Below are 25,550 nucleotides of genomic sequence, written 5' to 3'. Positions count from 1 at the left end.
TGTACCAATGGAAAATCAAATTTTTAACAAAAAAATGATTAATAGTATTTTATTAAGGTGGAAGCGAACAAATTTTGTTGCTAAATGAAGGTGATTTCGAACAGTATATTTTGATAATCCTGATATTTCAGCGATCTCATCATAGCTTTTGTCTTCTAACTTATTCATTCGATATATGAGTTGTTGCTGCGGAGGTAATGCTGTTATCACCTTATTTAGAATAGTCTCCAATTCCCTAAATTCTATATCATTTCGATTCATTAAAGACCCTTCATTCCAGCTCTTTAACTCTTCTTGCTGATAACGCAAGTGTACAATACGTTTTCGGAACGAACTGATCGACATCCGCTTAGCCACAGTATATAAAAAAGGAAAAATAGCTTCCACACTCTTGATATCACTCCTTCGTAAAAATAATTGCACAAAAATCTCTTGAGTTAGCTCTTCAGCTTCTAGCACATCATAAGAAAACTTACATATTTTTCGATACAAGAGAGGATGATAATACTCATAAATAGTACGGAAAGCAGATTCTTGACCTAATTGAAATAGTCTAAACTCTTCTAAAGTACAGGGCATATTTTGCACATCTATTGTTGGCATTATTAGATAAATCTATAATTCAAGGTTATATGCTAAAATACAGAGTTATTCACTTTACGATTAACGTTATATTAACCGATGTTAATGTCATGTTAACATGAGATCCAAAAAATATTTTCGAATGGTTTTATAAAATGACGCAGAATATTTCTCAAGCTGGTATAATAATCCATACAATTTACTTTTTAAGCCTTTGAATAGTTGTCTTGCATAATTATTAAAGATTAGAATTAGGAAATTCTATCTTTAATAATTTTTTTCTAATGCAATTAATATGCTGTTTTGATGAAGCAATAAGTTTGTTTAAAAATCGATAACAGCCTTAATCAGATTTTGGTCTGGTTGATACAACGTTTCAAAGTCATCAATAAGATGATCGAAAGGAATCCGGTGGGTAATGTATCCATCCGTATCAATAAGTCCCGCTTGTAGCAACTGGATTACTTTCTTAAAGTCTTGAGCCCGGGCAGAGCGGCTTGCTTTTAATGTTATTTCTTTCCTATGAAAATTAGGATCATCAAAAGTAACAGATCCAACAAATAATCCTACAAAAACAATAGTTCCTCCTTGCGCAACCAGGTTAAACGAATTTTCCATTGATCCTTTACTACCCGTTGCATCAAATATCATAGTCGGTAACTCTCCTTGAAAAGCATCTTTGATAGCACCTTCAGTATGATCTGACAATAAGATGGTTTCTACTTCAGGAAATTTATGCTTAATAAAATCCAGCCTATCTTGTAACAAATCCACAACCGCAACTTTCACTCCCGACAATCGTGCGATAGCTGCAACGCCCAATCCGATTGGACCGGCGCCGATGACCAGAACAGTGTCGTCGTGCAAGATCTGAGCGCGGTCTACAGCATGCGCACCAATCGCCAGCGGTTCCACCAAGGAAATCTGATCGTCATCAAGCCCCTCTGTAAGATGTACATTAGTGGCTTTATAGGTAATGTATTCCTGCATTGCACCATCTTCATGAACGCCCAATACGGTTAAGGTGCTCCCACAATTTGTTTTACCCTTGCGCACAGCCTGATCTTCTACCAGATTACGATAAGGCTCAACTGTGCACTTGTCTCCAACCTTAAGCCCTTTCACTTCACTTCCTACTGCAACAATTTCGGCAGATACTTCATGCCCCAAAATACGAGGATAAGTAAAAAAAGGTTGCTTGCCTTTGTAGGCATGCAGATCGGTACCACAGATCGACACTTTCTTTATCTTCAACAATACATCATCAGGTTTAAGATCTGATGGCTTTTCTTTGGTAATATATTCAAACCGGCCTGGTTCATGCAATATAATTGCTTTCATGTTTTTCATTAAAAAAATACTTGTTTATGTTCAATTTGACCTTAGGTCAAAAATTAACAGTCGCCCCACCATCAATAGGCAATAAAACCCCGGTGATATAACGTGCTGCTGGAGAGGAGAGAAAAACGGCGGCATTCCCCACATCTTCAGGTTTTCCAAAACCTTCCATAGCGATCCGATTAACGATCTTTTCTTTGCGCTGCGGATCGTCACCAATTGCTTTAAAAAACATCGAACTCTCTATCCAACCCGGAACTAACGTATTGACCCTTACATTATATTTCGAAAACTCAGTGACCAGATTTTGCATCAGGCCAGTCAAAGCAGTTTTAGAAGTACCGTAAGCCGAGACACGATCCATACCAAACATTCCGGTCATAGACCCTATAAATAAAATAACTCCATCTTTTCTTTCAACCATTTTAGCGGCACACGACCTGCTTAGGCTGAATACACTGAGCACGTTGGTCTGTATAATTTTTTCAAATTCAGCATCACTAGTTTCCAGTGCATATTTTTTTAAATGAACACCTGCATTATTGACCAAAATATCAATTTGTCCTACTGCAGATTCTATACGATCTATCAATCCAGGAATAGCTTCGGTAATGGCTAGATCAAATACAAAATAATGAACATCCCCTCCTAACTCCTGTTGTGCCTGTTGTAGCGTTTCTTCTCGACGGCCTACAATGACCACTCTCGCACCCGCCTCCAACATTGCTTTTGCTATTCCAAATCCAATACCTGTTCCGCCACCTGTTATCAAGGCTGTCTTGCCTTTTAATGAAAATGCTGTTAACATAGTTGTATTATTTTAATTAATTTAAATTCTTCTAAAACTTATATCATAATCAGTTTCCAACGCCAATTTCACTGACAATGGCTTCTCCCACAGATTCTACAATCTCAAATTTCACGTAACGCGTTTTTACTGAAGCAAAATCCGATATCTTTAAATTGGTGTTTTTCTGCCACTTCCCTTCCGTTATCTTTTTAAAGTTTTGACCATCCAAACTTGTGGAGATCATATATTTAGTTATTATCCCATTATAACCTAACCAGCGTGCCGGCAGATAGTACAGCTTCCTTATATCTTTGGCTGTTCCCAGATCAAGGATGAGGGCTCGTGATTTATGAGGAGCAAATTCCCAATAAGTCTGAAAAGGAGAAAACCCGCCGTTATCAGGAATCTCGTCACTGCAACCATCGATCATCACGTTCGCTGTGGTCTGGGTCAGCAGCGCTGCGATCGGCGAGCCATCATTAGCAGGAGGTGCTGGCTGGGTGACTGCTTTACCAGCAGTAGCGGTAATACCCACAGGTAAAATGTAACTATTCACGGTTTCGGGCTGTGCCGGTAGCGGTAAACGGGAGGTATCCGGTTTCCATCTTTTTCCAATTTCGACCAAGCGATCGACTACCTCTTTATCAAAAAGACCCTTACGATTAGGCGCTATATTGAGCATGAAATTGCAATATAGCGGTTCAAGACGTTGTAGCTTATCCAGCGTATAGTCCAGACTTTTGACATTCTTAGGTGAATCTGCATGCCAAAACCAGCCGTTGGTCATCGTCAAAGCCATCTGCGAAGCAAACACATTATTTCCAGGAGGAAATACCCCTTTTGGTCCTTCATAATAAATCAAATCCGTTTGAAAATTACTGTTGCCATTATGTTCAGATATAAGGCAATTGGGTTGTAATTTTTTAACATGATCATAGATGCGTTGATACGAAATAAGGGTATGGCCCATTTTCCAGTTCCATCCATCGAAGATAATTTGCGGGATCTCTCCATAATTTGTTAAGAGCTCCGTGAGTTGATTCAGTATTAACTGCTCTTCTTTCAGACCTCCGTTTTCAACACCATTGTGACGGTCCCAAATGGAAAAATATAAACAAGGCTTTATACCCCGACTACGAAATGCATCCACATATTCTTTTACAACATCTTTTTTGTAGGGACTACTTGCGACATCATAATCCGTATACTTAGAGTCCCATAGACAAAATCCGTCATGATGTTTTGTGGTTAAAATAGCATACTTCATACCTGCAGCTTTACATGCATCAGCCCATTGATTGCAGTCAAGCTCGGTCGGATTAAATTTCTTAGGATCGTGATTGGGGGAAGCCCATTCTTCATCGGTAAATGTTCCCATATTAAAATGCATCATAACCCCAAATCTCAGATCGACAAAATCTGACTGTAAAGTATACAAACTCTTATTTTCTTGTCCCTGAACATTACCCGACAGCATCGAGATTGTACTTAACAAAAGTCCTAACTTTCCAATCTTCAACTTGGAGTAAAGTCTTTTTTTTCCTATTGATGCCATATTAAAAATAATTATACACTTAAGATTTTATTCTGGTTTATATGATCACTAAGTTAAAGGCTTAAAAAATTAAAAACCAATTGGCAATTCACCAATTTATACGCTATATTAGCATAATTAAAAAACCAAACTTTAATATAGCAGCAATAGAGCATTGCTTCGGGATCATATTAAAGGTAGCTAGATATTATGAAACCAGTTCCAGCTAAAATATTAGAAGGTAAAGAAAATGATGTGTTTGACACCAAAATCGTCAACTCGCCTTATTTCTCAACGCTATTTCATTTTCATGAAGAATGTCAGATAAATTATGTCGTCAAAAGTGAGGGCACCAGAATGATCGGTGACAGCATTGAAAGTTTTAGCCAAGATGACCTCATTTTGGTAGGCTCCAACATACCTCACGTCTGGCACAATAGTAAAGAATACTTCATAGCTTCAGAGAATGAAAATCAAGCTAAATCTGTGACCCTATTTTTTCATCCGGATAAGATTATTAAGATTATTTCCCAATTCGGAAACGTCAAAACACTTGCTGATTTTTTTCAGCTGAGTAAACGATGTATGCGCTTTAAAGGTAAAACCAAATTGCAGATAAAAACTCTATTGATCCAATTAGCAGATGAAGTTGACGTACTCACCCGTTTGAACCTCTTAACTAAAATACTGCAGATACTGAGTGAGACTAAAGAATACGACTTACTCACTGGAGCAGGTTATACCAATACCTATCAGCTGAAGGACAATGACCGTATGGATATTATTTTGAAGCATATTTTCAATAATTTTGCTAAAGAGATTCATCTGGAAGACGTGTCGGAGATGATCTATATGAATAAGCAATCTTTCTGCCGTTATTTCAAAAGTAGAACGCAAAAAACCTTCGTAGAATTTGTCAATGAAGTACGTGTCGGACATGCCTGCAAACTGCTGACCCAGGAAGATTACAGGGTAAACAATCTGGCATATGATTGCGGTTTCAATAGTCTTTCAAATTTCAACAAGTTTTTCAAAAAATTCAAAGGATTAACACCTCGGGAATACCGAGGTAAATATATGTCCTCATCAGTAAGAGGCCATAACCTGTAAACTAAAATAGCCCCCTGAAAATAATATCAGGGGGCTTTTCATGGTCATATCGAACATGAAGGTTTAGGGATTACGGCGTGTAATCATCATTTTGTTTCAGTTGTTTATTTTTATCCAATTCATCCTGCGCAAAAGGTAAAACATTATTCTTCTCACCGAATTTCAATTGTACCCCGCCCGGATTTTTAATTTTAGAAAGAACATTTTCCATTTGATTACGACGTTTAAGATCGTAATAACGGTGTCCTTCCAAGGCCAATTCTATCCGTCTCTCATGCAAGATAAAATCACGTAACTTGTCTTTGGTATTGTATACGGCCTCATTTACTTTCGGCATACCGACACTTTTTCTTTCCCGAATTTCATTCAACGCTTTGTAGATGCTTTGATCAGGACCGCTCACTTCATTTTTGGCTTCGGCATACATCAGTAAAACATCTGCGTAACGGGTATGGATGATGTTCTGATCTGTCAGCGGTGTTTTCGTTCTGTTGAACGGCAACATCGACAGATCTACATATTTTTTCTGAACATAAGTCGTCAATAGCGGATCTGACTCTTCAAATACTGATCCATCAGGATTGATATATTCTTCAGTCGGCACTTTGATCGTAAATTTTAAACGCGGATCCCGATTGCTGTAGGGGTCTGATGCCACATAACCTGAGCCCATTTCATTGATCATTTTACCATTGGACATTTCATAAGCATCGACCAGATTTTGGTAAGGTGCTATACTGCCATACCAGCCGACTTCGACTAATAAACCCTCACCACCCTGCGGATTGTTGGGTGCGGAATATTTCGTTGAAAATATAATTTCTGGATTATTTTGTTGCGTAGGTGTGAAAAAGAGATTCTGATACCCCCCTTGATAGATCTGAAATTTACCCCCTGTAATGATGTCATTCGCTGTACTAGCAGCTAATGTCCAATTTTGCTGATAAAGATACACGCGGGTTTTTAAGGCCTGCGCACTCCCTTTTACGGCATGGCCATCTGTATATGCTAAATTAGGCAGATTGGTGATGGCATAATCAAGTTCACTGTGAATAAACTTCAGCACATCTTCTTTCGAACTCTGGACGATTTTACTTTCATCCACAGTCTTTGGCTCAGTCTCATACAGGATCACCCCGCCAAAAGCCTGTACCAAGTCGAAGTAAAACATCGCCCTGATAAATCTAACCTCAGCCTTATACACAGCTTTTTGAGCATCGCTGCTTGGCGCCTTATCAATATTATCTAAGAAAAAATTACACCCCGCAATCCCTTCGTAAGGTGTATTGTAAAAAGTACCGGTGACGTTAGTGGAGTTGACGATACCCTGGGTCAAATCTCCAAAGCCATAAAAACTATGGCGATCCAGTGCATTATCCGAATAGGTATCCAACCATAATTTACCCTGGCCATAAAAACCAGACTGCAATCTTCTATATACGCCCGCTACAGCCAACTTCACATCTGTATCGGAAGTCCAAAAGGCTCCTCCGTCAATAGCTGTAGTCGGATCTTTATCCAGAAAGTCTTTGTTACAAGAGCTAAGCATACCGATCACGAAAACTGCGATCAAAGATATGCTGGTATATTTTGCTTTCATTGTTGCTATTTTTATATCAATATTCGTTTTTTTATTATCTCAAGAGGCTAGATTAGTATTTAATCTTGATTCCCGCTGTATACATCTTAAGCTGCGGAAATTGCGCAAATCTTCCAGAACCCGATCTTTCCGGATCATTACCTTCGTATTTTGTCCAGGTGATCAAATTGTCGCCCGATACATACACCGTAATTCCTTTAGCCGCTATACGTTTGGTAATGGACTCAGGAAAAGTATAAGATAGGTATAGATTTTTCAACCGTAAGTAAGATGCATCTTGCAAGAAGTAGGTTGACGGGTATCCCGATACGCCGGCATAACCTGACAGGTACACTGCCGGAACGGTGTTACTCGGATTGGTCGGTGTCCATGCATCCAAAAATCTCGTCGGTGGCGCTGATCCCTGCATAAAAGGATCGTAACCCCATTGGCTAACCTGCACCTTTTGTCCTTGTACGCCCTGAAAGAATGCACTTAGATTAAATCCTTTCCAACCTGCATAGACATTGAAAGAATAACTGTAATCCGGGAATCTACTGATCCGGATGCGATCTTCTGGACCGATACTTCCATTACCGTCCACATCTCGCATCTTCAGGTCACCAGGTTTAACTGCACCAGAATTTGGCTGTTTCGGTGAATTGTCGATATCAGCCTGACTCTGAAAGATGCCGATCCAATCGTAAAGGAAGAAATTATTATAAGGCTGACCAATTTCAATCGTTCCTAAAGTCTCGGCCAATCTATTAGTCACTTTATTGCGGTAACGGTTGAAGATCACATTAGCACCGTAATTGAATTCACCTATCTGATTCTGATGTCTCAGCTCAATTTCTATTCCTTTATTCACCATAGCCCCTGCATTGATGATCGGAGGCATTAAACCCATACTAGCCGGAACATCCGTTCTTGTTTCCAGGATATCCGTCGTATTTTTATTGTACCAGTCGATGGTTGCACCAAAGAGCCCTTTGTAAATATCAACATCTAAACCAATGTCGGTAATCGCTGTTTTCTCCCAGCGTAAATTATTCTCAACAAGACGCCTCTTCATAACACCAGCTTCTAGATCTGCGAATGTATAGGTTGTACTGGAAAGGATATTCTGGTAAGGATAATAATCGAGATTCCCATCTCTTGTTATTTCCTGATTTCCCAACGCGCCATAAGAAGCACGTAGTTTCAGATTATCCAGCCAAGTTGCATTATTTTTAATAAAATCTTCTTCTGAGATGCGCCAAGCGGCAGACCCTCCACCAAATGTTCCCCATCTATATTTTGGTCCTACCCGCGAGGTTCCATCATGACGAATATTACCTTCCAAGAAGTACTTTCCTTTGTAGTCATAGTTTGCCCTTCCAAAAAAAGACTTGAGCGCCCATTCAAAAGAACTACCATTCAAGGTTTGATCTTTAGGAGAACTTCCGTCCAGTTCCATGAGAACATTGTTAGGAAAACTATAGCGTCCACCTCCTATTGTAGTACTTCTATTATCCTGCTGTTCATATCCTCCCAACACACTGATATTATGATCTTCAGCTATCGTCTTTACATAGTTTAATGTCGAGTAAAATGTTTTGGTAATATTACGGTCAGACGATTGTCTAAGCCCATTAAAAGTTGGATTACCATTTCCCGACTGCTCATATTCGCCTTTATCGTTGGGATGAAAGGCGTAGGCAGGGCTACCAAACTGGCGCTGTTTATATTCCTGATTATAAAACGTAAACGCTGCCTTTGAAGACCATTTCAATCCTTCCATAAGGTCGACATCCATAAACGCCTGCGCATTGACATTGTAATTTTTGGTCAGCTGTGCACCTGTATTGTACACTTCCTCTGTCGTACGGTTAGTTCCGCCTGTACTCATATAATCGCGACCAGCCGATCGACCGCTACCATCTGGTAAATAGGGTGAAAACGTCGGTGCAGCCGCATAGGCCAATAATAACAAGTCATCATTGGTCAACCAGGGCGCTTTAAAATCCTGATAAGAAAAGTTGACATTGGTACCTACTTTTATCCTTTTGTGAACCTGATTGGTATAATCTGTTAGACCATTATATCTTTTATAAAGATATCCTTTGGTAATACTGTTCTGATCCAGATAATTGAGGGAGATATTGTGCGTACTCTTCTCACTTCCACCGTTAACACTGAGATTGTGATTCTGAATAGGACCTTTTCCGAGCACATGATCTAACCAGTCAAAGTTTGGATATTCGGCGCTATTGGGATTATTTTTATAACTATCGATCTGCGCCTGCGTGTATACCGCTGGCTGTCCGCTTCTGGCTCTTGCCGAATTGTACATCTCCATATAGGTCACCGAATTGGTGATCAGATCTGGGTATTTGGTCGCTTCACTGGTCCCCCAGTTTCCTGTATATTCAATATTACTGGTTCCGAGCTTACCTTTTTTTGTGGTAACTAAAATAACCCCATTAGCTGCTCTTGCGCCATATATAGAAGCGGAAGATGCATCTTTAAGAACAGTAACATTTTCAATATCCTGTGGTGATAAGTTGGACATCGATCCAACAACTCCATCAATAAGTACGAGCGGGTTGGGCGACGCTCCGCTCGACCCAAGCCCCCTTATCCGCATGCTCCCATTATCCCTGCCAGGCTCCCCGGTAGGTTGTACCACATCAAGTCCGGCGATGCGTCCCTGCAATAGGTTTTGAACATTAGGAACCGGACGCTCAGTAATGGTCTTGCCCGATACACTCGCCACAGACCCGGAAAGGTTGACTTTTTTCTGGGTACCGTATCCTACAACCACAACTTCGTCGATCTGCTCACTGACTTCCTGCAAAGTGATACTGTATGTTTTTGCATCCCCGATCACCACATCCTGAGGCTCATAACCAACAGAGGTAATATGCAAAACATCTTTTGCGGTAGCATTGATACTAAAGCGCCCTTGTTCATCAGTTTTAACCGTTTGATTAGTTCTCTTAACCTGAACAGTGACACCAGGAAGAACTGTACCCCGTGCATCTTTAACGGCTCCAGTGATGGAAACCTGCTGTTGATAAGTTGTTGTATATGCAGCATGAACAGGAAGATACAGCGTGCTTAAAAAGAACGGTACTACCAAAGGTATGGTAGTCTTTTTTAGAAATACCTGCATGCGATATGCACCAGGAATTATAGGTTTGAATAAATACATAGGTAAATTGGTTTATAATGTAACTGGTTTGTTACCCTAAAATTATTAAACTAATCTATCCCAAATACACGTTATATTACCCGATTTGCATGCATTATTAACATCTTTAAAAAAACTTAAGTTTAGTAAGGATTATAAAATTCTTACCATAACAAAAGCCTCTCAAAAATTATCTGAGAGGCTTTTATTGTAGATCTAAAGATTTTCTCTATCCATATGAAGATCTAATCTATTTCATAAAACACAATCAACAGCACGTGGCTTACATTCAGTAGCAATAGCAACAACATGCTTTTAATGATCAACTATTTGATCACAATAGTTTGTTTATTTTGGTTCCTATGAACGATTAAAGTAAATGAATCTTTTGCTTCATCTCGTTTTAAAATTCGCTGAAGGTCGGCTAGATGATCTACCTTTTTATCTTGACACCCTATAATCACATCCCCTATCCGCAATCCGTTTTGATATGCTGTACTACCTTCATCAACCTTAACTACCAATACACCAGCTATGGACGCTAGGCCAGCTGCAGATTGCTCACCTAAGCTTTCAATAGATTTGAGGGTTGCTCCTTTCCACATATATACATCTTTCTTCGTATCCGCTCTCGTTTCTGCTACCTGAGGGATTTGAGGTCCTTCGGCTAATGCTTTAAGACGAGGATTACGAACTCCCATATGTAGCATGTCAAAATTTTCAAAGCCATCAAGTTTAGGAACATCTAACCTAAAGTCACCAATGGACGCATCTTTAAATTTTGCTAAGATCACCTTTCCATTGCTTTCTATTCCTTTTGATTGATCGCTTAACAATGCCTGACTGCTTGTGTAATAATTATTATCAACCGTATCTCCCCAATATTTAACCTGGATATCCTGATGAGACCTCATAACCACGTTATTTCTGAATACATCATGACTATTTTTAAACCATACATGTGGATGAAAACCATTATTGATCATCACATTATTATATACTTTTCGATAAAATCCTTCTCTAAGTTTGAGGCCACCGCTTAAACAAATATTATTATAGATTTGGTAGTTCGTCGAACCATCATCCAGATCAATATCCCAACCGTGATCACACTGAAATCTGTTGTCATGTAAAAGAGTCGTCTTCACCGCATCTAACGTTACCCAATTAGGATGTACCGCCACTAGTCGATCCATCTCTTGGCGGTCAGGGTGCCAAAACCGGTCTCTTCCCCAAGAATTAAATGCACCATGATCACTCGTTTCAAGTACGGTATGAAATACATCATTGTAAGCAATTTCATGGCCACCCCATGTTCCATCTCCTACATTTATTCCCGACCTAGGAACTTCATATATGGTATTGTGCAGTACTTTGATAGACGAGGCCATTGCGATCTGAACTCCAGCAACCTGTTTTTCGATCGTTCCTATTTTACGGATCAAGTTGTCACTAGCCTCACAATTCATTGGATAATCCTCCGATTTAGGACCAGGAATCGTATCCATTTCATTTGCCGTTACAAAATTTTCATAACGAAAAGACGGCGATCTCACCGCATCAGGATTTCCCACAAAATTGATTGCACCAGCACCTATTCGTTCAATCAAGTTATTTGAGATCTTCACATCCCGATTGTAATTACTGACAAAGATGGCATTACCGCCTAAGTCTACAAATTCCGATTCCTTGATCTCACAGCGCTCAGCACCTTCAATTTTAACTGCTCCCTGCCGATAAATTGTCCAATCACTTCTCAGTAGAGGCTCGGAAGTCTTCATAAAAGTAGGCGCCGTGTAGACAAAACGAATACCTGATACATGTACATCATGCACGTGTTTCGATAAACTACCTTGAATGGTTAAGATATTCTCCAACTGTGGTGCTTCCAATTGCAGGTTATTAGGATCTACTCCTGTGGCAGGATAGTAATATAATGTACCTGAACCCTCATCCAGATACCACTCATTAACGGCATCCAATTCCTCAAAAACATTCTCGACAAAACGATAGGTATCGTGCATAGTGCTAGGTCTATTATTCTGTTCGCCTCCCTCCAGTTTCAGTTCCCCATTATTATCCTTACCTACAACACGGTAATGAAACCCACCCCATCGGCCGATATGCAACGCATGTACATAGGCACCTACAGGATTTTTCCAGCCTTTCACTCGATCTGGACTAATGGCATCAGCAGCATACCCATTGAACGGAAGTATTGCTGGATCATAATTTGGATATCGCGCACGAATTAACTGCTTTCCGTCTGCAAATAGGCTTTGGAAATTCATGCCTTTAGGTACATGAGTTTGCCAAATGCCGTTAGCACCTTTTGTCCAGGATAGCTTAAGTGGCACAGCCCCGCTCCAAGTAACACGTTCCCCATCAATCGCTTTAATCGTAAATGGTGCAGCTGCAGTACCAGACAATTCAGCTCCAACGATAAGTGGTTTATTTATATCGTATTTGCCTTTGCTAATCAAAATTTCAACTGCTCCTTTATAACCAGTTTTCTTCAATTTAGCAACACTTTCTATCGCCGCAGAAGGACTTGCATAAGGCTTATCTACAGTCCCTGGATTGCTGTCTTTACCCGACTTGGCAATATAGATTTTTTTAGTCACAACAGACTGAGCAATAGCAGTACTTCCCTTCCAAATGACACTAATTAGCAGCATTACCAATATTCGAGAAAAATACGTTAGAACATAATTCATAAGATGAAAAATTTATTAAAATTGATTATTTATAATAAGTTATAGTGTTTATAATGCAGCAATTAAAAACTACAATACTATTTAGGTTTTCGGAACTAATTTAATAATAATTACGCAAAGCAAAATTATTTAGTTTACAACCCTCCACTTTTCCCTCCAATAGGGAAAGCATACTTGATGGAAATTTTGTAAAAAACTCAATATTAAATTAGCACTTCACCTAAATCATTACAGCCACTAGCAGACTTTAAAGGCATATGCCACTAATTATCATCGCAGAAATCAATGGTAAACCTACAGTTATATGCAAAAAATAGATAGGCCTATCCCGCAACAGATAAGCCTATTTATTTACACTATTTACGCCTTATTCTCCCTAAGAACCGGCTAGTCCCATAACTCACGACAGTTCCGACTACAGCCATCAAAGCTGTATGCATGACATCACCAAGTGTAAAGCTTGCCCATATCGAACAGAGTGTCCCTCCTAAAGTACCAATACGGATATCATTGCCTTTCATCTCGAACCTCCTTTTCTTTCTGTGGCAAACTATTCGTCAATGGTGGTGACTCCTCCTCTTCTTTTTTATTTTTATCATCCAGCACAGTTTCCACCACACCAAGACCCAGTGCGATATACTTAATAATATTCAGTGCCTTACGCGACCGAACAGCATCGGATTTTTGACCGCCCCCTTGCCGAGTTGAACAAAAATTAAGGCGAAAATCAGTGTAAAATTCACTTAAAAAATGAGACATCAACAGGTAATTAATTCCTGACCTTTTCCACCATTTTATCGGCTCGGCATCGGGTGCGCTTCGAGTTTTCATGCATGGCCGCCGATGAAATCTCGAAGCCAAGTCGAAGAAAAGTGAGGTAAAAGCAGAAGTTGGTTATAAGAAAATAAGAATCAAGTCACTCTGAAATAGGGTACTATTTTCAAAAAATTCGTCTCTGAATAAGCCAATATTTCCCAATAATTGGTTTTGCAAACATCGTTTGATAAATTCTGGGCTTATTTTATGCTTAAAACCAGCCAATACTTAATTATGAAGAAAAGTAAAGAAGAGATTTTAGCCAGTTTTTTAATAGACATCCATGCAGAGTGGGTATCTGCCATACCCGAATTGACGAACGCATTTGATGAGATCCGATTTGTTAAGGGCGAGTATCTGACCAACAACTGGGACGAACTTTACCTCATTGCAGAAGGTATATTTGGAAAGTATGAAAAGACATGTCCGGTACGGTATGCTGTTAGTGGCGAATCGCTGATGATCCCCAACCATAGTCACAATTATCAGTTTATAGCATTGAGTGACTGTAGCACCTACATGACCACAAGGAAACAGCTATTTACGATAAATGCGAAAAACCCAAAGCTTTTCCCGATCTACGCCAGCCTTATGGACAAACAGCAGCAGTACCTCGATTATCGGGCAAAACTGCTTTCATTGCCCAATCCCGATAAGTATGATTTTGTATTTGACAAATATCCGGATATACGCCAGTATATCAAACATAAAGAATTAGCCCAGTTTATGGGGATCAGTGAAGAGTTGCTTCGTCGACTTATACGCGAAAAAGAAAGAGAAAGAGAATAGGCATTTTCCCAATAATTTGGGTTTTTATGCCCAATAATTTGGGAATAAAAACCCAAAACATAGTGTCCAAATTCCCAAAATATAACAAAAAATGCTGCTGAAATTTGTAATAGCAGGTCGGATGAAAGAGATCATTAACATCCAACTTAAAAGAAGAAAGCAAAGGTAATAGTATCATTTTTTCCGATCTGCTCACTAAAAAAACAAATTATGAAACAGTACAAGAAAAAATTTGCAATCTTCCCCATCGGCGGGTAAGACCCGCACACAGGAAATCAGTTGACGGGAGTTGGCTATTCCGTAGAAAAGATTTAAAAATCGATTATAACGTAAAGAACAAGTTTATCATCAATATGAACAACAATGAAGCACACCTTGCAGTAATCACAAAACGCGGTAGTTTAATCCGCAGGTTAGCAGGCTTGATCAGTTTTTTCATAATGCATTTGACAATTTATGGCTATGCCTTCATGTATTTTTATACAGGCATAGCAAAGCTGCTTAATATAAAGGAATTTATTAGAGGAAACAGGAAAATACCTTTTATAGGGCAATATGCAGAACAGATCGGCTGGGGCATCCCAATCTTGGAAATCGTGCTAGCTGTGTTATTGGTTATACCTCTTTACAAGATTAAGCGTTATGCCCTATTATCATCTACCCTATTGATGGGCATATTTGCGCTTTACTTAGTTCTGATGGTAAAATATGTTGAAGATAAATTATGTCATTGCGGAGGGGTCATTGAATCCATGGGCTGGAGAACACACATTATCTTTAATGTGGTCTGGTTTATCGCCGGAATCTATGCCCTAAAAAAACAAAAATTATAAACAATTAAAACTAAAGGTATGAAAACCTCATTAAAAAATTTCACAAAAGTGCTACTTGGAGTAGCTGTATTAGGCGGTGCGGCATTAACGCAATCATTTACAAAATCATTAACTCCACCAGCTGGTGATTTTGTAACATTAGATGGAACAACTTGGGAACCTGCTTCAAATTATCCTGCAGGAGAATGCTTAGATGCAAGTTCTACATGTTCTTATCATAAAATTGGTAGTGCTCCAGGACCAATGAATGATCAATACAAAAATCCTGCTAATTTCCAGGAAGCTGATCAAGGAGTATTCCGCACAAACGAATAATGGAATTAAAAAACGGCACCTGAAAAATTTCAGGTGCTGTTTTTTATTTAATACTCTTTATTAAACTTACTAAAGCTGTTGCTTGTTCTTCTGAACTCGGTCTTGGAACCTGAGTCGTTACGATTCTCATTTCTTTATCCAAAATAACTTGCCTCGGATAAGAAATTACATTAAAAAACTTTATAATAGGATGTAACGATTTTTCACCCATAGTGTTCAGACTAATATCTGATGAATCACAGTACGATCCAGATTGAACAGATTTCTTCCACTTCGCCATGTCTTCATCTATAGAAATATTAACAAAACAAAGATCATTCACATTTTTTAATTCTTTCCTTACGGTCTTCATTTCCTCATGTAATACTTTGCAATTTGCACAACCAGTAAACCAAAAATCAAGAACAATAATTTTCCCGCGTAAATCAGAAAATTGCACCAATTTTCCACTTGTATCTATCAACTTAAAATCTGGTAAAAATTGTCCTTGAGCTGTTTGCATACGAAATAGCTGAATTGCATCTCTATATTTATTACTTGAGACATTTGACTCTATGTTAGACTGCTGATCATCATCCATTTTAGAATAATTCTGAAAAAAATAACGATAATATATTCTATCTAGACTTTCATTCTTCATCATCCCGGAATCCCACTCTTTTTCAAATGCTGTGCCTAGCCATTTTCTTAGCCTCATTCTTTCCATAAAATAATTTTCCATTTCGTTTGCCTGAAAAAAATTCATATCAGGAACTTCATGAAGTCGTTTATTCCGCCTCAGATATTCCTGAATAAATAATGATTTCTCCTTTTCAAGATTGGGATTTTCTTTACTGATACGATGAAAAACCATAATCAATTGTGTCAGCAAGTTTTGTTCATTTTTACCAATAATATTTAATTTCAGCAATCGATAACTATTCTTGTCTATTTGATTTATATAACGATCTAAAACAATTAGTTGACTATCACGCTTCATGTAATTATACTGTAAAAGTGACTGGAGCTTATCATGAAGAATCGAAGACAGTTCAGGTTCCTTCTCTACAAGATCGATCTTTTTATTTGCAAAATGTGGAAATGATACTGTTTTTTCTATTCGACTAAGTTGATATTGCAAATTCATAATTTCAGCCCCAATACCATTAAATACTAAACGATCATCTTCTTGAGAAATGACCACGCTATCACCAGGAAAAATTAAAAAATCCAATAATAATATTTTGTCCGCATTTTTCTCATTACCCGTTTTTAAAGTGATATATCGGTAATCTATTCCTCTATCAAACTTAATCTTAAATATAGAATCATGTTTTACTGCCATCTTTTTTCTGTGAGGAGTTCGATTGAAAAATTCGAAATTGTCATCTGTCCAGTAACAATTCAATTCATTTTTTAAGTGACTATCTTTCAATTTTCTAATATCAATAGTTGCAGTTTGTGCAAAAGCGATATGATTAAAACCAAAAAAAATGCATAGGTAAATTAAGTAATGTATTATTCGTATTTTCATGATAACTATTTATTTTTAATGATTAATTCTTGAGGAATAACTGGCAAAGTATATTTGGGATCATTAGGAGGTAATATATACTGTTTACCAGAAAGTGTTCTTGTGAGGGTTTTTGCAAATCTTGAATCCTTATTCAATCTTCTCAAATCTTCCCATCTACAATTACCTGTAAACACTAGCTCTTTACGACGTTCCTCCAAGACTCGAAAAAGCACATCATCAGTCGTTTCATTCAGTGGTGCTGAAAAATCTTTATATCGGTAATTGCAAAAGTGATTCAATACATCCCTTCCTTTTTTCCAAGAACCATTTCTAACAAGACATTCTGCCTTAATCAGAAGAATTTCATTAGTCGCCAATCCTGAAAACAGTCCAACTGTACCTGTATAACGCCCTTTGAAGGATTTTGTACCATCAACATTCACTCTAAAGAAGGCAGATTTTCGGATATCATTATCTTTATAGGTATCAAATAAAGCATCATTAACCCTAAGATCTCCATACGATACAAAAAAGTAACTGATCGGACCAGCATAGAACACGATCTCTTTATTTCCTTTTTCTATGGTTGGAAAAGGTAATGTAGCTGCTGTTTCCAAACTCGAAAAATCAATTAGCTCATTATTATACTTTAAATACTCCTCTGCATATTGCAATGCTTTATCATAACTGTGCATCGTTAAATGGATCTTTGCTAGCATAGATAAAGCTGATGAGCGAGATGGTCGTGTCTTCTTTGCCGGAACGATGGGCAAAATGGCTAATGAAGCAGTCAAATCTGTAATTACCTGCTCATAGCAAGCTTCTAACGTGATCAGACTACCATTATCATTGATATCCGATCCAAAGCGCATAGGAAGCGTACAAGGTAGTGAAGCACCCTTTACATACTGAGGAGCATAAAGCTGTAATAACTGATAATAATGAAATCCACGATAATACAATGCAGAACCTCGAATATTATCCTTCTCGGCACTTGAATTTGTGACTTTATCTGTTCCCTCTATAATGATATTGGCATACGCTATAGCTCGGTATGGTACTGTCCAATCTCCAGTTCCCGTTCCAATTGCACCTTCATAAATATCTTCTTTCCAGATATAAGCATTACGCTCCGAAGGATTTCCAACTGTTAAAGCAGTACTTTCAAGGAGATGGATATTATCAGCGCAGATAATTCCCATTCCAGGCGTAGTATTCATCACTGTCGTATTATCCAATAATGATTGATAGTCATCCAAACTTTTTAGTATGACATCACTATTTTTTGATTTTACATCCAGCCAGTTATCTATCTTTTTGCAAGAATGGCAGAAGAACAGGCAGAAAAAATAAATGAGATATTTCATAATCTTAATTTTTAAATTAGAACTGGATACGAGCACCAAGTGAGTAACTGGTTGGTATTGGATATAAGCCGAAATAATCGTTAATATCAGGATCTATACCTACTTTATTCTTACGCCATAAGATTCCAAGGTTGTCTATGTAAGAATAAAAATCTACTGTAAATCGTGAAAACTTCATCCGGTACGACAAGGAAATATCCTGTAAACGAATATGATCACCTGATAAAACTAAGGCTTCCGAATTTTGGTAAAATGTATTGCGGCTTGCATTAACAGGATAGACCAATGCAGGCATCGATGTTTCTTTATTTGGATTCTGAGGATCAAATGCCAACATAAAATCTGCATTTGGCATCGAAAGTACCTCGTTTAAGTTAGTACTACTACTTTTCTTTCTGATGTAGAAACCAGACTTAAGAAGAATATTAGCTGAAAGTGACCACTTTCGGTAAGAAAAAGTATTGCGCAATGAACCAAACAACGTAGGTCTACTACTACCATGATAGTTAACATTATCCATAGTATTACTGGCAATAATACCTGCATAATCTTTAGTTTCAACACCATTTAAATAGCCCATAGGATCTCCATTTTCATCCAGTCCAGATGACCGGTAACTATATACGCCATAAAGCGAATTACCCTCTTTAATGTATAGACCATAGCGTGCAGGTCCGTCAACTGCGGACGAATTAGATACCAAATACCTTGTTGGATATTCTTCATTAAAAGAAAGAACCTTATCCTTGATCAAACTTAATAGATATACGGTACTCCAATTAAACTTACCTTTTGTATTTATACTAGTTAATTGTATATCCATCCCCCTATTACGGACTGAAGCAGAATTACCTTTGTAACTATTAAAACCTGAGGAAGGTCGAAGCAAGATCTCCTGTATAAGATCCATTCCATCTTTTTGGAAGAGCTCTATTGAACCCGAAATACGATCTTCTTTCGAAGCAAATTGCAATGATAAGTTGATATTACGCACTCTTTCCCATCGTAAAGATGGATTGGGAGGATTTTGAATGGTAGCTTGTCGAAAACCATTGAGTGTGTTCCTATTAAAGCTTGCAATAAGGTAAGCAGATTGATTATATGAATTTCCATTATATCCATACGTAAACCTAAGTTTCATTGTCGGGAAGAAATCCAACTTGTAAAAATTTTCTTTTGAAATATCGTACAAAATTCCCAACGACCACAGTGGTACAAATTTATCATTAGTCTTAACTCCATATAAATTAGCACCATCTTTACGGGCGGAAGCGGATAGTGTGTACCGTTCTCGAAATTGGTATGCCCCATTGAAGAAATAAGAAACGGAACGTCGAGTCACTTCACTCATATTCCCTATACCATCATCAATCAGCTGTGATCCTAATCCATTAGGATTAATTGGATAGTATTGATTAAAATTTAGATTGCTTAAAATCGTTCCAGTCTCGTGATTATAGCCATAATACCGACCTGAGTGAGCTGTAATAATTGTCGATTTCATTTCAGCACCTAATAAAGCATTTAATTGATGCTTGTCTGACCATCTTTTATTCATCGCGCTATTAATCCGAAAATTATAAGCTTCTAACCTATCTCGAGTATGATCAAGTATATCCGCATCGGGTATAGGGTAAGTAAAATTTGTACCATTCACTTGCGTATAGCGATTGACTAAATTTCTGACATAATAGCTATTCTTATTCTTCAAATCTTCATACTCACTCTGCTGACGTTCATATTGAAAGAGGGAGGCGAATGACAACCAATTCAAAGGAGCATACATTAATTGACCATTTAAAATTGTATGCAACCGCTTAGCATGGGTATCCTTGAGTTCTTTCTCTTCTAATGGGCGAAGTGACCAGTCTTTAAAGCCTTTGCTTTCCATTTCTCGTAGATAGCTATCTCTATAACCACTTGGTACCATGAGCGGAATACCATCCTCACCTGTGTATGAAATATAGGGATAGGGTGAACTGTAGATGTAACCATATCGTTCTGTGGTATTGGTCACTGATACCGATGGAGAAAAAGTTAGATTTTGTAATAACTTAAACTGCGGAGAGATATTCATTGTCAATCTTTTTAGACCACTCTTTTGAACGACTTCTCGATTATCATTGTAGCCAACAGAAAAATAATTGCTAAATTTTTCTCCTCCGGAGCGAATTCCAAACGCATATTGGTTCTTCACTGAAGTTTGGTAAAAGTTTTCTAAAGTCTCATTTCGACTATCTATCTTAGCAAACCCTTCTTCTGCAAGCTTAAGTATATTTTCATCTATATCACCCGATCGGTGTCGATCCAACAATTCAACATAAGGACTTACTAAAGGAAAAGTTGTGTTATTGGATAACATATCATTATAAAAACCTTTATGAAAAAGCTGACGCTCGACATCCATAAACTCCGAACTTGGAATAAAGTTTCGGCTATATTTCAGATAAGGTTTTGTTCCAATTGTGGTTGAAGTATTAAAGTCAATCTTTGTTTGTTCTCTAAACGCAGCTTTTTTGGTCGTTATCACAATGACACCATTTCCTGAACGTGCACCCCAAATAGAAGCTGCTGCAGCATCACGTAATACCGTTATGCTTTCAATATCATTAGGATTGATCTGCTCTAAACTACCTTCAAAAGGAAAATTATCTAGAATAATAAGTGGATCAGCACTTACATCATTATCTATAGTTGATCGCCCGCGTATAGATACACCAGTCTGCTCATTGGCTGGTAATAAACCTCCTGCTCCACCAGAAGAGCGATTAAAGTTAACACCGCTCGTTACACCTTCCAATCGATCCAGTATATTCGTACTGACTCTCCTATTTAAAAGCTCGTTATCAATCTGAACAAAACTTCCCGTTGCTCGTTCTTTGGGTATCTTCTGGTACCCGGTAGATACTACCTCTACTTCATCAAGCTGGTTATCTTCAGGTATCAATTTCACAGTCATTGATACTCCTGAGGTATAATTGAGTTCTTGGCTTTTAAAACCGATGGAGGAGAATCCAATCTTTCCTTTTTTATTAGTGACTGTCAGTTGAAACCTTCCATCTTGGGAAGTTTTAATCTGTAAGTTTTCGGCATCGATTCGCACAGACACTCCTTGCAGTGGTGTACCATCGGAGGAGGATACAACAACACCAGTTAGCTCAGATTTTACCTGCCCATTCACCCCACTGTCCTTGCGGGGTGTCTGAGCTGATAAACATAAACTATGAAATACTGCAATGATCATGATACAGGGTCTCGCAATTACTTTAATGGCCTTTAATAAGCATAACAGTAGATTAAAGGCATGCAGCATTGGAGAAAGCAGGATACATAGCGCTAGCTTCCAATGTGTTTTTATATGTGAAACCGTAAGTTGATTATGCTCTTGAAAAGCATAATCATGTTTAACGTTTTCACTTTTTAGTATAGAACTTTTCAATGTGTTTATTTTTTGGTTTGTTTTGGATGGAAGACCAAAAAATAACGCTGGATTTGGGACAATAAATTTCCTTTGGGGTAGCACATAGCTCTCCCCATTGCAAGTTTTTTGCATGATTCTAAGTTTAAATTGAGGGTCGATAAGGAGCAAAAATCTAGTCAATAGACTCCCTGTTCAACTTTCAATAGTTAAAAAATAAGATTAGAAAAAATGCAATTATGGTCTACATCAAGGATTATAACTGGTCATCGCTATTGCATAATTTAGATAAAGAACTAAAACCGACTCTTAAAATATTAGTGCATCACGATAAAATTGTAATGACAATTATTTGCTTTACTAAGAGAAACGTCGTACTTTTAAGGTGCAAAATGAAAAGTAGGCCTCCGATCCTCTTTTTGTTGGAACAAGCAATTGTATACTAATAGAATAAAAGTCGGTAACATATGTCTTTTAGGGAATAACAGCTTATTTGCTCCAGCCCTCTTCCATTTCCGTTTTTTCAGTATCAAGGTCGGGCCATTACGCCATACTTTTTACCACAAACGCGTCTTTGGATTTGGCAAGAGCTAGCTTCCTCCTATTGGACAATATGTGTTAGGGTCGCTGCTATTGCGGAGCACAAATAACGTTCTTTACAAGATTCAAATGGGCAAACCGATAACCTTGATCCTGGATCAGGTCGCTGTTGGTTCTTTGGATTGTTTTTAATCGTTGTATCATAATGCTAAAAGGTTATATAAATGATGTTAAGCTCTTAGTTTAATGATAGTCGTTCAGATAGCTAAGCAAGGAGCGACTTCACACTTTGATTTCAGGGAGGACTAATCCCTACCCTCTTATCTTAAAAAGATTTCGAGAATATTTCGCCAAAGTTTACGTGAAGCCGCTCACATGCCGCATAAGTCAAAAGTATCAAAACTTTTTAAACATACAATAGCACGGAGCGATTTGCACGGCTTCCTCGGCGAAAAAATAGTCCTTTTTTGAAATCGAGAAAACATCGTTTATCAAGGCATAAGCCATGATTTTCAAATCGTTAAAACAAAGATAATAATAAAACTGATATATAAGGCAAGTATTTTAAAAATAATGGCAGATAAAATCAACAAAATTGGCGCATCAATAAAATCATCCAAACTTCAAGTTGCGGCTTTAGCCTTGTACTTAGACATAGATGACACATCAATCAGTAAATGGAATTCTAATAAAGCTCAACCTAGTTTAAAAAGATTAAATGCTGTCGGTGAAATCTTAGAAATTGATAACTTAGAACTTATTAATTCCATCCCGCGAGTATCCACTGGACTAGCAGAAGCATTACAACATGAATATAAACGTTTACTTAAATCGGGAATGCCACAAAAAGTTAAAGCACCTGATAAAGATGGTAATTTAAAAGAGGTTAATAATCCAGAATTCGTGAAAGCATTACAAGATTTCGTTATAGCATATAAAAACGAATATCAAAAGGAACAGTTGTAAGTTCTATTTATTATAACCTTGATATGATCCTCTCAAAGATCGAAATATAAGCTCTATAAATAAAAAGGACAATGAACAGGAAAATATAACCAGTACATCCATAAAAGAACATTGACAAAATAAAGATAATTTCCATAAGAGAAAATCCAGAATATAAGGAAAAAGCAATCCAATATTTCCAAAACAGTTGGTCGGAAGTATTACCAATTATCTATGAAGATTGCATCTTAAACTGTATAAATGCTCCGCAATCATTACCGCAATGGTATCTGCTAGAGAAAGAAAATGAAATTATCTGTTGTGCAGGCTTAATTACAAACGATTTTATTAGCCGAATGGATTTATATCCATGGCTGTGTGCGCTATTTATTGATGAGCAGTACAGAGGGTATAATTATGGAAACCTACTCATTGAACATGCCAAAACGGATACAAAAAAATTTGGCTTTCCATATCTAAACCTCTCCACTGACCATATCGGCTACTATGAGAAATTAGGATTTGAGTACATTGGGCAAGGATACCACCCATGGGACGAGGCAACTAGAATTTACCAGATAAAGGTCTAGATTCCTATAGGCTTACCTGAAGATGAGCAAAAAAGGTTGAAGTAAAAATCGAAATATCAGATGTTAAAATTAGCCAATTAGCACACGAAGATGTTAAGAAAGTTCTAGTAGTAAAATTAATCTGTTTTATCGAAGGATTGAATCTCGATGTTCTTCAAAACACTTAAGGATATTTATGGTGAAGCAAATCTAATTGAAGATAAAGTGGCTAAAGGCAGCAGAGAAAATGAAATATAAACAGTAATATTCCTTATCAAAAAGGCAGTACATATACAAATAATCCACCTTATCGAAGCCAACATATTTCAAAACACATTGCTTTCCTTTCAATAAGTAATTAAAAAAAAGTTTGCTATTTCAGACTTACTTCTAGCACAATCTTGTACATCTTTCATTTTTTTGAGAGATCCTTTTTTTTTTGAAAAATTATTGGAAATATTTATTTTAGTCTTGCTTTTAATAAGCATGCTATCATAAATATATATTGGTTAATAGCTCTAGGATTACCCCCTAGAGCTATTTTTCTTGTTATATTTTGACATTTTAAAATCAATTTTTAATTTTAAGAGCCGAATTATTGCGTTAGTAGCTAATGTTTATTTTTAAGCCTCAGGTTGTATAAATCTGAGGCTTTTTAGTTAATTGACAAGAGATGATTATAGTGTGCTATAGAAAAGCTTGAGGATATTTTTATCCCATATGAATATCCTTTAATGTCAAAATTATAGTCTGAGTTAGATCTTCCTTCATATTCCTCTGGCCATTCGAATCTCTCCTGCATAGATATATGTCTTACTTTAGACTATCGATAGCAAGTGCGTATCTTTTACCAAGAAGTATATATGAAGCCCTATCAAAATGAACATTATGCTTGTCAATTGAAGTTGTTCCTGTAGATTCTACAAAAGCGACCTTCTTGATCTTTTTAGGCAAATCCCGAAGCGTATTTTTTATACGATCAATTCTTTTTACACGTTCGGGCATATTATGTTCAGAAGAGGTACCATAAAATTCGGCCAGATTTCCCACAACAACGCTTAAATTTTGGTCACCGACATCGTGTCTGACGTCCTCAATTAACTGAATCAATTTCCCCTCATACCCGATAGCCTTCAGCTCATCTACAGTATCCGATTCCCCTTGGTGCCACAACAAACCTTTTATGATTCCTTTTTGCTGTGCGAATATAAGCTTTTTCAAAAAATCATCATATACTGATGTACCTTTCTTCAATTGATCAATCTCAGCTCCACCAAAAGCAAGTGGTATCAACCCGACAGCTATATTTTTGTGATCCGCTAAATACTCTTGCGCAAAAGGTAAGCCCAAACCAAAACGGTCTGATTCCAACCTATTATGCAATGGATGTGCTGCAGGCTCCCATTTTAGTTGACCGGAATAGAGGGTGGGTAATTTGAACACATTTGGCACAGCAATCGTATCGCCCTCTTGAAGAGATCCATATCCCGCCATATTAGATTGTCCCATTAATATAAAAATATGGAATTTTTCTTTGTTATCCGGCACGTTACTGAATCTGACTTTTTGAGCATTACAACTTAACAATAATATCACCGTCACAGTTAACGAAAAAGCAAAATAAAGTCTTATCATATA

Annotated in this window: 19 protein-coding genes; 6 read left to right on the top strand and 13 right to left on the bottom strand. The window is 37.6% G+C overall.

Going from position 1 to position 25,550, the window contains the following annotated elements:
• Positions 1-15: 15 nt before the first annotated feature.
• From EDF66_RS08745 to EDF66_RS08730, 4 genes are all read right to left on the bottom strand, one after another.
• Positions 16-603 carry a sigma-70 family RNA polymerase sigma factor gene (locus EDF66_RS08745; RefSeq protein WP_132842042.1) on the bottom strand — a complete coding sequence of 196 codons (588 nt, stop codon included), beginning with the start codon at positions 601-603 and terminating at the stop codon, positions 16-18.
• Positions 604-906: 303 nt separating this feature from the next.
• Positions 907-1,923 (bottom strand): zinc-binding alcohol dehydrogenase family protein, encoded by a 1,017-nt coding sequence (locus EDF66_RS08740; RefSeq protein ID WP_132770236.1) that lies wholly within the window; start codon positions 1,921-1,923, stop codon positions 907-909.
• A gap of 46 nt (positions 1,924-1,969) precedes the next feature.
• Entirely contained in the window at positions 1,970-2,728 is a 759-nt protein-coding gene (locus EDF66_RS08735) for an SDR family NAD(P)-dependent oxidoreductase (RefSeq protein WP_132842040.1), read from the bottom strand.
• Positions 2,729-2,777: 49 nt separating this feature from the next.
• Positions 2,778-4,265: an alpha-L-fucosidase gene (locus EDF66_RS08730; protein ID WP_132842038.1), complete on the bottom strand. Its 1,488-nt coding sequence runs from the start codon at positions 4,263-4,265 to the stop codon at positions 2,778-2,780.
• Positions 4,266-4,454: 189 nt separating this feature from the next.
• On the opposite strand from EDF66_RS08730, the gene EDF66_RS08725 reads away from it, so the two are divergent.
• Positions 4,455-5,354: an AraC family transcriptional regulator gene (locus tag EDF66_RS08725; protein ID WP_132770242.1), complete on the top strand. Its 900-nt coding sequence runs from the start codon at positions 4,455-4,457 to the stop codon at positions 5,352-5,354.
• A gap of 70 nt (positions 5,355-5,424) precedes the next feature.
• Here EDF66_RS08725 and EDF66_RS08720 read toward each other — a convergent pair whose 3' ends face one another.
• The 5 genes from EDF66_RS08720 to EDF66_RS08705 form a co-directional block, all read right to left on the bottom strand.
• Entirely contained in the window at positions 5,425-6,954 is a 1,530-nt protein-coding gene (locus EDF66_RS08720) for a RagB/SusD family nutrient uptake outer membrane protein (RefSeq protein ID WP_132842036.1), read from the bottom strand.
• Positions 6,955-7,006: 52 nt separating this feature from the next.
• The gene (locus tag EDF66_RS08715; protein WP_207898540.1) at positions 7,007-10,129 is read right to left on the bottom strand and encodes a SusC/RagA family TonB-linked outer membrane protein; all 3,123 of its coding nucleotides are present in this window, start codon (positions 10,127-10,129) and stop codon (positions 7,007-7,009) included.
• Positions 10,130-10,434: 305 nt separating this feature from the next.
• Complete coding sequence (locus EDF66_RS08710; protein ID WP_132842034.1) at positions 10,435-12,825, bottom strand: PDZ domain-containing protein; 2,391 nt, start codon at positions 12,823-12,825, stop codon at positions 10,435-10,437.
• 356 nt (positions 12,826-13,181) lie between these two features.
• Complete coding sequence (locus tag EDF66_RS26085) at positions 13,182-13,346, bottom strand: hypothetical protein (RefSeq protein ID WP_165902408.1); 165 nt, start codon at positions 13,344-13,346, stop codon at positions 13,182-13,184.
• Positions 13,333-13,656, bottom strand: a complete 324-nt coding sequence (locus EDF66_RS08705; RefSeq protein WP_132842033.1) for a hypothetical protein — start codon at positions 13,654-13,656, stop codon at positions 13,333-13,335. Before EDF66_RS08705 ends, EDF66_RS26085 begins: the two co-directional genes overlap by 14 nt.
• 219 nt (positions 13,657-13,875) lie before the next feature.
• Between EDF66_RS08705 and EDF66_RS08700 the strand changes: the two genes are divergently transcribed.
• The 3 genes from EDF66_RS08700 (at position 13,876) to EDF66_RS08690 (ending at position 15,578) form a co-directional block, all read left to right on the top strand.
• A complete protein-coding gene (locus EDF66_RS08700; RefSeq protein ID WP_132842031.1) occupies positions 13,876-14,430 on the top strand; it encodes a hypothetical protein in 555 nt (184 codons plus the stop codon).
• A 353-nt stretch (positions 14,431-14,783) separates the two neighbouring features.
• A complete protein-coding gene (locus tag EDF66_RS08695) occupies positions 14,784-15,263 on the top strand; it encodes a MauE/DoxX family redox-associated membrane protein (RefSeq protein WP_132842030.1) in 480 nt (159 codons plus the stop codon).
• A gap of 18 nt (positions 15,264-15,281) precedes the next feature.
• A complete protein-coding gene (locus EDF66_RS08690) occupies positions 15,282-15,578 on the top strand; it encodes a hypothetical protein (RefSeq protein WP_132842028.1) in 297 nt (98 codons plus the stop codon).
• 43 nt (positions 15,579-15,621) lie between these two features.
• Here EDF66_RS08690 and EDF66_RS08685 read toward each other — a convergent pair whose 3' ends face one another.
• The 3 genes from EDF66_RS08685 to EDF66_RS08675 are packed head-to-tail and all read right to left on the bottom strand — an operon-like array spanning position 15,622 to position 21,993.
• Entirely contained in the window at positions 15,622-17,091 is a 1,470-nt protein-coding gene (locus EDF66_RS08685) for a TlpA family protein disulfide reductase (RefSeq protein WP_132842027.1), read from the bottom strand.
• Between the two features lie 5 nt (positions 17,092-17,096).
• Positions 17,097-18,440, bottom strand: a complete 1,344-nt coding sequence (locus tag EDF66_RS08680) for a RagB/SusD family nutrient uptake outer membrane protein (protein WP_132842025.1) — start codon at positions 18,438-18,440, stop codon at positions 17,097-17,099.
• Positions 18,441-18,456: 16 nt separating this feature from the next.
• The gene (locus EDF66_RS08675) at positions 18,457-21,993 is read right to left on the bottom strand and encodes a SusC/RagA family TonB-linked outer membrane protein (RefSeq protein WP_132842024.1); all 3,537 of its coding nucleotides are present in this window, start codon (positions 21,991-21,993) and stop codon (positions 18,457-18,459) included.
• Positions 21,994-22,971: 978 nt separating this feature from the next.
• On the opposite strand from EDF66_RS08675, the gene EDF66_RS08670 reads away from it, so the two are divergent.
• Both EDF66_RS08670 and EDF66_RS26320 read left to right on the top strand, forming a co-directional pair.
• A complete protein-coding gene (locus EDF66_RS08670; RefSeq protein ID WP_132842022.1) occupies positions 22,972-23,364 on the top strand; it encodes a hypothetical protein in 393 nt (130 codons plus the stop codon).
• A gap of 110 nt (positions 23,365-23,474) precedes the next feature.
• Positions 23,475-23,933 (top strand): GNAT family N-acetyltransferase, encoded by a 459-nt coding sequence (locus EDF66_RS26320; protein WP_310438118.1) that lies wholly within the window; start codon positions 23,475-23,477, stop codon positions 23,931-23,933.
• Positions 23,934-24,725: 792 nt separating this feature from the next.
• Here the strand turns inward: EDF66_RS26320 and EDF66_RS08660 are convergent.
• The gene (locus EDF66_RS08660) at positions 24,726-25,547 is read right to left on the bottom strand and encodes a sialate O-acetylesterase (protein WP_132842020.1); all 822 of its coding nucleotides are present in this window, start codon (positions 25,545-25,547) and stop codon (positions 24,726-24,728) included.
• Between the last annotated feature and the right edge of the window lie 3 nt (positions 25,548-25,550).

Source organism: Sphingobacterium sp. JUb20, assembly GCF_004342035.1.
In the GTDB taxonomy this organism is placed as follows: Bacteria; Bacteroidota; Bacteroidia; order Sphingobacteriales; family Sphingobacteriaceae; genus Sphingobacterium; species Sphingobacterium anhuiense.
This window is presented reverse-complemented; position numbering and strand designations above follow the sequence as displayed.